The organism is Paenirhizobium naphthalenivorans, from assembly GCF_007992095.1.
In the GTDB taxonomy this organism is placed as follows: Bacteria; Pseudomonadota; Alphaproteobacteria; order Rhizobiales; family Rhizobiaceae; genus Allorhizobium; species Allorhizobium naphthalenivorans.
In genome coordinates, this window is record NZ_BJZP01000002.1 from 122357 (window position 1) to 133759 (window position 11403).

Below are 11403 nucleotides of genomic sequence, written 5' to 3' on the forward strand. Positions count from 1 at the left end.
TCTTTACCCCTTTTACCAACGACGTTCAAAGCGACGTCGAAGTAGAATTGCGCCTACATTCATGACGAGAAGGAACAGGAGAAGAATGATGATCGCGCCAGACGTCCGCTCAACAAAGGCACGCTCGGCTTCATTCGCCCACATATAGATCTGAACCGGCAAGGCGGTTGCGGGGTTGAGCGGCGTTGTCGGATAATCAGCCACAAATGCCACCATGCCGATCAGCAGAAGCGGCGCGGTTTCGCCCAAAGCCTGAGCCAGACCAATGATCGTACCCGTCAAGATTCCCGGCATCGCCAGGGGGAGTACGTGGTGGAACACCATTTGCATTTTCGAAGCACCGAGACCCAAGGCCGCACTGCGAATGGATGGTGGAACAGCCTTCAGGGCGGCGCGAGTCGCAATGATGATGGTCGGCAATGTCATCAAAGTCAGTACCAACCCGCCAACCAGCGACGCAGATCGCGGCAGTCCGGCGAAACCGATGAAGACTGCCAGACCCAAGAGGCCGTAGACGATCGAGGGCACGGCGGCGAGGTTGTTGATATTGACCTCGATCAGGTCGGTGAACCGGTTCTTCGGTGCAAACTCCTCAAGATAGATTGAAGCGGCCACGCCGATGGGCAAAGCGAGAACCAGCACAATCAGCATCATGTAGGCCGAACCGATCAGCGCCACGCCAACGCCTGCCGCCTCTGGTCGGCTCGATGCCCCGTTGACGAAGAGGCCAGTATTGAACTGCTTCTTCAGAGCACCGCTATCGGCCAAAGTGTTCATCCAGCCAAGCTGTTCGTTGGAGACCTTACGGTTGCTCTCATCCACGGACAGGTCAATCTGGCCCTTGAAGGCAGAGTCGATGTTCGCATTGGCAAGGAGCGAAACCTCGACCGTCTTGCCGATGATCGACGGATCCTGCATGACCATGTCACGCAACTGAACCCGCGCGCTGTCAGAGATCATTTCTCCGACAGCCTTTAACCCGGCGCGGTCGGCAGGATCCACATTCAAGATCCCGGCCAGGGCATTGCGTGCCAGCACCGGATAGTTTGCCATGATCAACACGTTCGGATTGCTTTGGCGCTTGCCGGTGGGATCAATGACTTTTTCCGAGAATTCAACCGGTATGTTGATATGCGTCTGCTGGAACGCCGTATAGCCGGTCGACACCACGGTGTAGAGCAACATGAAGAGAAAGAAGATCCCCATGGCGATCGCGGCAATGCCGTAGGCGCGGAAGCGACGCTCGGCGGCGTAGCGGCGTTTAATGCCGATATCGCGCTTTGGCATGCTCTTCAGGGAACCCGCAAGGCCGGCCGTTGAACCTGTCATATCGGTCATTCGTACTGCTCCCGGTATTTGCGAACGATATAGAGCGCGTAAACATTCAGTCCCAAGGTCAAGACGAACAGCGTCATGCCGAGCGCAAAGGCGACCAGGGTTTGTGGCGAAGTGAATTCAAGGTCACCCGTCAACTGGTTGACGATTTTGACCGTGACCGTCGTCATGGGCTCAAACGGGCTGATCTGCATGCGCGCAGCCACGCCGGCCGCCAGAACCACGATCATCGTCTCACCGATGGCCCGCGATGCCGTCAGCAACAAGGCTCCGACAATACCCGGCAAGGCAGCCGGCATGATGACCCGCTTCATGGTTTCCGAGCGCGTTGCGCCCAGCCCCAGAGAGCCGTCCCGCATCGCCTTTGGAACAGCGGTGATGATGTCATCCGAGAGCGACGAGACGAAGGGGATCAGCATGATGCCCATCACGATACCGGCCGTCAAAACGCTCTGGCTCTGGATGAAATTCTGGTAGTTTCCGGTCACAAGGCCATTGATGTTCGCCGAGATATCGCGAAGGAACGGACCAACCGTCACAAGAGCGAAAAAGCCGTAGACGATCGTCGGAATGCCGGCGAGAATCTCCAGCAGTGGCTTGGCCGTCGATCTTAGTTTCGGTCCGGCATATTCAGCCATGTAAATCGCTGCAAAGAGCCCGACTGGCACGGCAAACAACATCGCAACCGTTGCGATATAGAGCGTCCCGGCCAGGAGCGGTATCAAGCCGAACTGCCCGCCCGATGATGTCGACCCTGCGCTGGCAAAACGCGGATCCCACACTGTGCCGAAGAAGAATTCATATGCAGGGACAGCACGGAAAAAGGCAATCGTCTCAGACAACATCGAAAACACGATGCCGACCGTTGTCAAAATGGCGATGGATGAGGCCAGGATGAGACCGGACAACATGACCTGTTCAACACGATTTCTGGCGCGAAAGCGCGGCGAGATCGCACGAAGCCCCAGCAGGGCACCAATAAACGCAACGACCAGAACGACGACCGTCAGGGCCGCATTGTCCGCATCCTTCGCAGCCATCAACGACTTGGCCGCCGTCATCATGTAGGGCTGCGGATCATCGGCGAGCGGCACACCATTCTGGGCCAGCAAGGTACGCACATCGGCTGGCGCCATACCTTCGATGGCCCCAAGGTCCGCATCGCCCAGCAAGCGCAATCCGTTGGAGATCGAGTTGATCATGCCATAATTTAGATTGAGCGTTGCGGCTGGCAGGGCTTTCACATCATCTGGAAAGTCGCTGCGAATCTTCGTTTCAATAATGGATGACGATACAGCCAGCCACACAGCCATCAGCAAGACAGCCGGCAGGATGGCACTGATGGCGGCAAAGGCACCGTGATAACCATAGCGAGAATGCAGATTTGAGGGCTTGCCCGCGGCCAGACCACTGGCGCGCGACGCTCCCAGGATATAGGCGACCATTCCGATCGCGAAAATGATCAGGAGCAATATTGACGTACTCATCCGAACTTCCCCCGGCATGACAGGCTCATAATGAACCGCCTCATTTACCCGTCTCGCAAAGACTTTCACTCTTGAAAAGCTTGATTGTCACAACCAGCGGGGAAAGATGTGCAGATCCCACAACGCAATGACCCCCATAAGCGTCACAAAGAGAAACTGGCGCGACAGATTTGCCGCGCCAGTCTTGAGCCTTACTTGCCAGCTTCGAAGTTGGCGCGGGTTGCTTCACGCTCTGCATCAGGAGCAGGAACGAGACCGTAGGCAGCCAGCGGGCCGTCCGGGCCAACCATCTGGTCGTCGATGAAGAATTCGACGTATTCCTTCAGGCCCGGGATGACGCCGAGGTGAGCCTTCTTCACATAGAAGTACAGCGGACGGGAAACCGGGTATTCACCCTTGGCAACGGTCTCAACAGAAGGAACGACGCCGGAAACGGTCGCAACCTTCAGCTTGTCAGCGTTGTTTTCGTAGAAGGACAGGCCGAATACGCCCAGACCGGTCTTGTTGGCATCGATACGAGCGAGCGTTTCGGTGTAGTCGCCGTCGATATCAACAGCCTTGCCGTCCTTGCGGACTGCAACACACTTGGAGAAGAGCGCCTTGTCGTCAGCACCCGAAGCCTTGATCACTTCAGCAGCGCCGGTGTCCTTGCAACCCTGCTCGAGAACCTTGGTTTCGAACACTTCGCGGGTGCCGTGCTTTTCGCCCGGGATGTAGGCGGCGATTTCCGAGTCCGGCAGGTCCTTGTTGACTTCCGACCACTTTGTGTAGGGATTGGCAACGAGCTTGCCATCGACAACAACTTCAGCAGCCAGAGCCTTGTAGAGGTCCGAAGGAACCAGAGCCAGGTCAGGCATGGAAGCGTCGGCAGCGAAGACGATACCATCGTAGCCGAACTGAACCTGCTGAATCTCGGTTACGCCAGCAGCCTTACAAGCCTCTACTTCCGAGTCCTTGATCTTGCGCGAAGCATTGGCGATGTCGATGGTTTCAGGGCCTACGCCCTTGCAGAACTCCTTCAGACCAGCCGAGGAGCCGCCAGACTCAACAACCGGGGTCTTGAAGTTGGTGAAGGTCTCGCCAAAGGTTTCAGCAACGATCTTCGCGTAAGGCAGAACGGTGGAGGAGCCAGCGATCTGTACCTGATCACGCGCAGCAGCCGCGCCAGCGAAGGCAACAGAGGCTACCAGGGCAGCTACCGAAAGTTTCAAAGTGTTCATGTAAATTCTCCCGTTAATGGGCTTGTGGGTCGATGCGACCAAAACCGGCGTTCGTTGCCGAAGATCAGCACGCCGTTCTTAGCGGCCGATCCCCCATGCTTTTATGTCGGATCGATGAAACATTTATGACAGATTAAATTATTGAATATTAATGGCTATTTTGAATTTCCGCGAAACGGTCAGCGTTTTATGTCAAAAACGCACGGTAAACTCGGTCCCCTGGTCGATTTCCGACTTCACGACAAGCCTCGCGCGATGGCGGGTGAGGATGTGCTTGACGATGGCCAACCCCAATCCGGTGCCTTTCTTTGACCGGCTGTCGGTCACGCTCACCCGGTAGAAACGCTCCGTCAGACGCGGCACATGCTCGGCGGGAATGCCCGGTCCATGGTCGACGATACTGACCTCCACCGAGCCCCCGGCGGGATTGCGCACATAGATGTCCACGACCTCACCTTCCTGGCCATACTTGCAGGCGTTCTCGATGAGATTTTCGAACACCTGGACCAGTTCGTCGCGATCCCCCAGAACTTCGACCTTCTCTTCAGGCACATGCAGGCGAATCTCCACATGCAACTCGGAGGCGAGGGGCGCCAGGCTGTCGCGCACATGGCCTATGACCGGCACGAGATCGACCATCTGGTCGGGCGCGATGTGAGCCTTCAACTCCAGTCGTGAAAGCGACAACAGGTCGTCGACGAGGCGGCTCATGCGGTTCGCCTGATCCAGCATGATACCAAGAAAGCGCTCCTGCGCCTTTGGGTCGTTGCGGGCCGGTCCCTGCATGGTCTCGATGAAACCACGTAGCGAGGCGAGCGGCGTTCGCAGTTCATGGCTGGCATTGGCGACGAAATCGCTGCGCATCCGGTCGATCCGGCGCAATTCGGATATATCCTTGAACGAGACGAGGAAAAGATCCTCCGTCCCACCACCCAGGCGCATCGGCGCAATGCGCACAATGTAAACGCGCTCGGACGGCAACCGTTCCGAATGTTCGATCTGGTTCGGCTCTCCGGTCGCAATTGTCTCGCGTACCATGTCCAGGATGCTTGGCGAACGGAATCGCGCCGAAATATGCAAACCGGCTTCCAGCGCGCCGAACGCCTTCTCGGCAGCGCGGTTCTGCTCTTGCAACGCCCCTTGCCTATCGAGGACGAAAAGCGGCAGATCGATTGCACCGAGAACGCCGGAAACAATCAGCCCAGTTCCCTCAACCTTCTCCTTGGCATCGGAAACGGCAGCAACCTCAGGACTGACGGCCGGCGCTTCATCACCGGCACGCAACAGGATGGCCAGCATCGACAGAGCAAACAGAATGGCCGCAAATGCCGGTTGCGCTCCCGACAGATAGGCCGCGAGCGAGACCAGCACGGCGGCGGCAAAATAGGCCCAACCAGCCGCCAGACGCCGCATCACTGCTCGCCAACCCATCATTTTCCCGCTCAAGACGCCCGCACCCTTCTGTCCGTGACTGATTGTCAAACCGCCTTCTTAGCTATGTTTCATGACAGATGTTTGCGAGCCGCACCACTGCTCGCCGGTGTTTTTCCGCATCGAACGGCGTGGGGCAAAATCAGCAAAAGCTTGAATTCACGTTGCAAATATGGCCTGACTAGCCTTGCGCGGCACTCGCCGCGGCGATCGGGAGAAAAGCGATGAATACAAAACCAGAGAGCCGGGCTATCGAACTGAAGCTTGACGGAGAGAAACGCGTCTTCGACATCGACGATCCCCAACTGCCGAAATGGGTCGCTGACAAGTCGCTCGCCTCGGATGGCTTCCCCTACGACAAGAAGATGGACGAGAAGGACTACGCGGACCAACTCAAGAAGGTTCAGATCGAACTGGTCAAGCTGCAATTCTGGCTTCAACAGACCGGCCATCGCCTCATGGCACTTTTCGAAGGCAGGGACGCCGCCGGCAAGGGCGGCACGATCAAGAACATTCTCACCTACATGAACCCCCGCTACGCCCGCGACGTCGCGCTGTCAAAACCGACTGAGACAGAACGTGGCCAATGGTACTTCCAGCGCTATATCAATCATTTTCCGACCGCCGGCGAATTCGTTCTGTTCGACCGATCCTGGTACAACCGCGCCGTCGTCGAACCCGTCAACGGCTTTTGCACGCCAGAACAGTATGAACGGTTCCTGGCCGAGGTTCCGCGCTTCGAACGGTTGATCGAACAGGACGGCATTCACTTCTTCAAGTTCTGGCTGAACATCGGCCAGGAAATGCAGATCGAGCGCTTCCACGACCGCCGGCACGACCCGCTGAAGGTCTGGAAGTTGTCACCCATCGACATCGTCGCTCTTGGCAAATGGAACGATTACACCGAGAAGCGCGATCGCATGCTGACGGAAACCCACACAGCCTACGCGCCCTGGACGGTCGTGAAGGCCAACGACAAACGTCGCGCCAGACTCAACGTCGTGCGCCACATCCTGCGCTCCATGGAATACGACGGCAAGGACGACAGCAATGTCGGCGAACTCGACCCGAAGATCAGCGGGTCGGGGCCGGATTTCCTGAAACAGGATTGAGCCATCAACCGGCGGACTATTCGCCCGGCAGGATGCGCACGGAGTAGAGGTTCACGCCGCGGCCCGTGCCACCGAGATCGCCATTCAGCAGCAGCCGGCCAGGTGTGCCCGGCGCCATGGCCCGCTCGAAGGATACACGAAAGAGGGCGTCCGACTTCTCCGGATTGGCCGTGAAGCGGTGGCGGGCGCAATCACCAAGACGACCAAAGTCGCAGGAGACCGAAATCTGCACCGGCTTCTCGTCAGCCGACTGCAAGGTAAGGGCGATGGTCGAGGCCCTACCAGCCATCTCCCGCAAAACCTCGGAGGGAACCGCAATTTCGACGCTGCCATCGGAATCAGCGCTGCGCGAGACAATTTGCAGGGCCGTGCCATCACTGGCAGAAATCACGTCGACGAGCGCATTGGCATGCGGACGGACCGCAGAAATCTGCTTCGGCTCGAACACCTCGATCCAACTGTCGGAGAAGCCGCTCAGGCTATCGAGCGTCCGGGGCTCCGCCGTCGCTTCGGCCGCCGGATCGCGCGGCTCCCGCGCGGTTTGTTCGGATCCGGTGAAGTCTTCCGCCTCGGCCCGCGGCGGCGGATTGGGTACGCTGGTGTCGCGCTCCGAGGCAGACAGCAGCATCCCGGTCGAATAGATCCACCAAGCGCCGGCTCCGAGGCTGGCGAAAAGAATGACAAAGACGAAAATCCGCGAATAGAGACCGCGCCGGGGCTTGCGCGGGCGCATTGGCGTCTCAGCGCGAATCTCCAGCGCGTGGTCAACCTCTTCACCGCGCGGATGACCATCCGGCCGGGCAGCGGTCGGCGTCACCCGATCGTGGCGGGAAGCAGTCAAACGCTCGCCGCCTTCACTCAGCGGTGCCGGCACATGGCCATCATCGCCAAGATACGGAGCGGTACGCGACGAGGGGACGACAGGCGGAGTGACATCCGGAACCGGGCCAGCATCAGAGGTCGTCTCTGTGGAGACCGGGCCCGGTGCCTCAACCGGAGCGACGTCACGGTCCAAGTACGCCCGCTCCTCCTGCTCGATGGCGTGGATCAGGGTCTCGAGGCGATGGCGCTGATGGGCAACCGCCTCGGGGTCATTGATGCCCTGCTTGCGCATCCCGCTTTCCAGCGCCTGACGCGCGGACTGGTAGATGCGCGCGCGGGTCTCCGCATTGGTGCGATCCGAGCGCTCGAGAGCGTTTCTGATTGCCGTTTCCAATCCGTTCAAGGGCGATCTTGCTCCTACCGGCGGAGGTTGCCCCGCCCTCTAGCTGTGCTTTTAACGATTCGGTAACGGCTGGAGACGCGATCCGCAAGCCCCGCCGATGCGCTTGTTCCGGATACACAGAAGAAAGTGGCGAGCGGGAAGAGCGCAAGCGACACAAGACACCTTGCGCGGCGAGCAGGAATAGCAAACCAAGGAAGGGACCAAAGCGCCGTTTGGCGTCATCGTCGGTCTTCCCCTCACCCGCCTCTTCTGCTAAAAAATTGACGTTCCCGTAAACGTAACATGCAGCGAGGTTTCTAATGGCTCTTCCGCCGATCCTTTCCGATCACCTCAGGCTTCCGGTGGTAGCCTCACCGCTGTTCATCATCTCCCACCCCCAACTGACGCTCGCCCAGTGCAAGGCCGGCATCATCGGTGCTTTCCCGGCGTTGAACGCACGCCCCGAGGCCCAGTTGGACGAATGGCTGGCGCAGATCACCGAAGAACTGGCGAGTTACAATGCCGAAAATCCGGAGCGCCCGGCAGCACCCTTCGCCGTCAACCAGATCGTCCACACCTCCAACAAGAGGCTGGAGCATGATCTGATGATGTGCGTGAAATACAAGGTGCCGATCGTCATTTCCTCGCTCGGCGCGGTACCGGAGGTCAATGCCGCGGTGCATTCCTATGGCGGTATCGTGCTGCATGACGTGATCAACAATCGTCACGCCAATTCGGCGATCCGCAAGGGGGCCGACGGCTTAATCGCGGTGGCGACCGGTGCCGGCGGCCATGCCGGCACACTCTCGCCCTTCGCACTTATCCAGGAAATCCGCGAATGGTTCGATGGGCCGCTGTTGCTGGCCGGCTCGATCTCGACCGGCGGCGCCATTCTCGCCGCCCAGGCCATGGGTGCCGACATGGCCTATATCGGCTCGCCCTTCATCGCCACGACCGAGGCGCGCGCGTCGGACGCCTACAAGCAGGCGATCGTCGAGGCCCACGCCAACGATATCGTCTATTCGAACTATTTCACCGGCATCCATGGCAATTACCTGAAGTCGTCGATCGCTGCCGCCGGCCTGGACCCCGACCACCTCCCGGTTGCCGATCCGTCGAAGATGGATTTCGACAAGGCGACCACCGGCGCCAAGGCCTGGAAAGACATCTGGGGCTGCGGCCAGGGCGTCGGCGCGGTCAAGGCCGTCGAGCCGGTCGCGACCGTTGTCGACCGGCTGGAGGCGGAATACAGAGCGGCCCGCGCGCGCCTGGCCCTTTAGGTTGGTTTCGGGGGACGAAAGGCCCCCGAAGCGGGAAAACCACAAGAGCCGAAATTCCCGGCTTGAAATTCCGGCGCGATGCCTGTATCAGCGCCGACAGATCAACGAACCGCGCCAGACGCGGTTCGCGTTGGCCGCTTTAGCTCAGGTGGTAGAGCACATCATTCGTAATGATGGGGTCGCAGGTTCGAGTCCTGCAAGCGGCACCATTCTCTCCTTAAATTAACAGCTTAAAGCATGGCGGGCACAAGCCGGACGTCTTGAAGACACAGACGTTGTTTGGTTTTAACGCCCCCCGAAAAAAATGACATTCTCCATCTGAGCGCCCCATTTAAAGCGGACGCACGAATGACGCTCTTCTCGATCCGGCGAACGTGAGGTTGGAGCATAACAGCACGATCGACACGCCGCGCAAAATGCCGGGCAAGCCAAAACATCCGGGAAACATGCCGTCAAAAATTTGCGCGGGCGTAAGCCGCAGGCCACCGCTCAGTCGGCGCGCCCGACGCTCTCATAGACAAAACCAAACTTGCGCACGTCATCCGGCTTGTAGATGTTGCGCAGATCGACGAGAACCGGCGACTTCATCACGCTCTTCAACCGGGTAAAGTCGAGCGAACGATACTGCTTCCACTCGGTGATGATAACCAACGCGTCGGCCTCAGCCGCCACCGCCTCGACATTATCCTGGTAATCGAGCTCGGGCATGACCTGACGAGCCGCCGGCATACCCTCGGGGTCGTGAGCCTTCAGCTTGGCCCCCTTGTCGAGCAGCGCCTGAATGATCGACAGGGCTGGAGATTCGCGGATATCGTCGGTATCCGGCTTGAAAGTCAGACCGAGAATGCCAATCGTCTTTCCGCGCAATTCGCCACCAACAGCGTGCTCAACCTTGCGAGCCATGGCGCGCTTGCGGGTCTCATTGATGCCAACAATCGTCTCGATCAGGCGGATCGGGGCGTTGTGATCCTGCGCGGTCTTGACCAGCGCCAGGGTATCCTTCGGAAAGCAGGAGCCGCCATAGCCCGGCCCGGCGTTCAAGAACTTCAAGCCGATGCGGCTGTCGAGCCCCATGCCGCGTGATACGTCCTGCACGTTGGCTCCGACCTGCTCACACAGGTCGGCAATCTCGTTGATATAGGCAAGCTTCAGCGCCAGGAAGGCATTGGCGGCATACTTGGTCAGTTCAGCAGTGCGCCGCGAGGTGAAGACCACCGGATACTTGGCCGGATCGAGAGCACCATAGACCTCAGCCATGACGGAGCGGGCGCGGCCATCATCCATGCCAACGACAACACGGTCGGGCGCCATGAAATCGTCGATGGCAGCCCCTTCGCGCAGAAACTCCGGATTAGAAACCACCGCCACATCGGCTTGCGGATTGGCCTCACGAATGATGCGATCCAACTGGTCGCCGGTTCCAACCGGAACCGTGGACTTGGTGACGATCACGGTAAAGCCACGCACGGCCTGGGCGACCTCGCGCGCCGCAGCGAAGACATAGGTCAGATCGGCGTGGCCGTCACTCTTGCGCGACGGCGTACCAACCGCGAGAAACACGACATCGGCACCAGCCACCGGCTCGGCAATATCGGTGGAGAAATGCAGGCGCCCGGCCGCAACATTCTTGCCAATCAAATCATCCAGGCCCGGCTCGAAGATAGGAACCTCGCCGGCGTTCAATTGCGAGATCTTGTCCGCAGCCTTGTCGATGCACACGACGTCATGGCCGAATTCCGACAAGCACACCCCGGATACCAACCCGACATACCCCGTACCAATGATCGCAATACGCACAGCGAGACTCCATCCAGCCGATTTTATCGGAATATCTTCTCTCGACCCCACGCGGATCTACACAAGTGCAACTAGTCGATAAAGATCAATAATTCCAGAATTCTAAACCGTAATTTAGACCTATTGATTTCGAGAAAGTACTTATCGCATGGCAAAACGGAATCCAAGAGCAACCGGCCGCAATCCGCCTCCGCCAGACCGCCCTCCCTTCAAAGCCAAAGCCCCGCCGTTATAAGGAGCGAGACATGCGGAGTGCGGCCCCTCAAATCCGGAAGGACAGGACGTTGCGATAGTCATAGGCGTTTCAGCTGCCCCGATGCCGGCGTATCATGCTCAAGCCGACCGCCCCATCACACACCACCCCTGCAGGACGGAAAGATAAAGCACAGGCCGGCCCTCCGTGGATTATTGACGCTTACGTCAAGGTTATATAGAGCTTGGACACTTGCACCGGAATGCCAATCGCATAAGCTCGCGCAAAGCATCTGGGAGGATCGCAGGTCCGCCGCACGCGGCGAGCATGTCGCAATGGACGTC

The 11403-nt window shown here is 58.8% G+C and carries 8 protein-coding genes and 1 tRNA gene; 3 read left to right on the forward strand and 6 right to left on the reverse strand.

The features are described from left to right. Window positions 1-12: 12 nt before the first annotated feature. The 4 genes from pstA to phoR form a co-directional block, all read right to left on the reverse strand. Window positions 13-1329, reverse strand: coding sequence for a phosphate ABC transporter permease PstA (gene pstA / locus RNA01_RS02465; protein WP_371864043.1), 1317 nt, complete (start codon window positions 1327-1329; stop codon window positions 13-15). A 5-nt stretch (window positions 1330-1334) separates the two neighbouring features. Next, window positions 1335-2822, reverse strand: a complete 1488-nt coding sequence (gene pstC / locus RNA01_RS02470; RefSeq protein WP_147178373.1) for a phosphate ABC transporter permease subunit PstC — start codon at window positions 2820-2822, stop codon at window positions 1335-1337. Between the two features lie 191 nt (window positions 2823-3013). Then, window positions 3014-4042 (reverse strand): substrate-binding domain-containing protein, encoded by a 1029-nt coding sequence (locus RNA01_RS02475; protein WP_147178374.1) that lies wholly within the window; start codon window positions 4040-4042, stop codon window positions 3014-3016. Window positions 4043-4234: 192 nt separating this feature from the next. Further along, the gene (gene phoR / locus RNA01_RS02480) at window positions 4235-5473 is read right to left on the reverse strand and encodes a phosphate regulon sensor histidine kinase PhoR (RefSeq protein ID WP_235916393.1); all 1239 of its coding nucleotides are present in this window, start codon (window positions 5471-5473) and stop codon (window positions 4235-4237) included. A 224-nt stretch (window positions 5474-5697) separates the two neighbouring features. Here phoR and ppk2 point away from each other — a divergent pair, with 224 nt between their 5' ends. Next, window positions 5698-6585 (forward strand): polyphosphate kinase 2, encoded by an 888-nt coding sequence (ppk2, locus tag RNA01_RS02485; protein ID WP_147178376.1) that lies wholly within the window; start codon window positions 5698-5700, stop codon window positions 6583-6585. A gap of 16 nt (window positions 6586-6601) precedes the next feature. On the opposite strand, the gene RNA01_RS02490 is transcribed toward ppk2, so the two are convergent. Further along, complete coding sequence (locus RNA01_RS02490; protein ID WP_147178377.1) at window positions 6602-7810, reverse strand: hypothetical protein; 1209 nt, start codon at window positions 7808-7810, stop codon at window positions 6602-6604. 299 nt (window positions 7811-8109) lie between these two features. Between RNA01_RS02490 and RNA01_RS02495 the strand changes: the two genes are divergently transcribed. Next, window positions 8110-9069, forward strand: coding sequence for an NAD(P)H-dependent flavin oxidoreductase (locus tag RNA01_RS02495; protein ID WP_147178378.1), 960 nt, complete (start codon window positions 8110-8112; stop codon window positions 9067-9069). Window positions 9070-9202: 133 nt separating this feature from the next. Then, window positions 9203-9278, forward strand: a tRNA-Thr gene (locus RNA01_RS02500). A gap of 280 nt (window positions 9279-9558) precedes the next feature. Here RNA01_RS02500 and RNA01_RS02505 read toward each other — a convergent pair. Then, window positions 9559-10866: a UDP-glucose dehydrogenase family protein gene (locus tag RNA01_RS02505; protein ID WP_147178379.1), complete on the reverse strand. Its 1308-nt coding sequence runs from the start codon at window positions 10864-10866 to the stop codon at window positions 9559-9561. Window positions 10867-11403 lie beyond the last annotated feature (537 nt).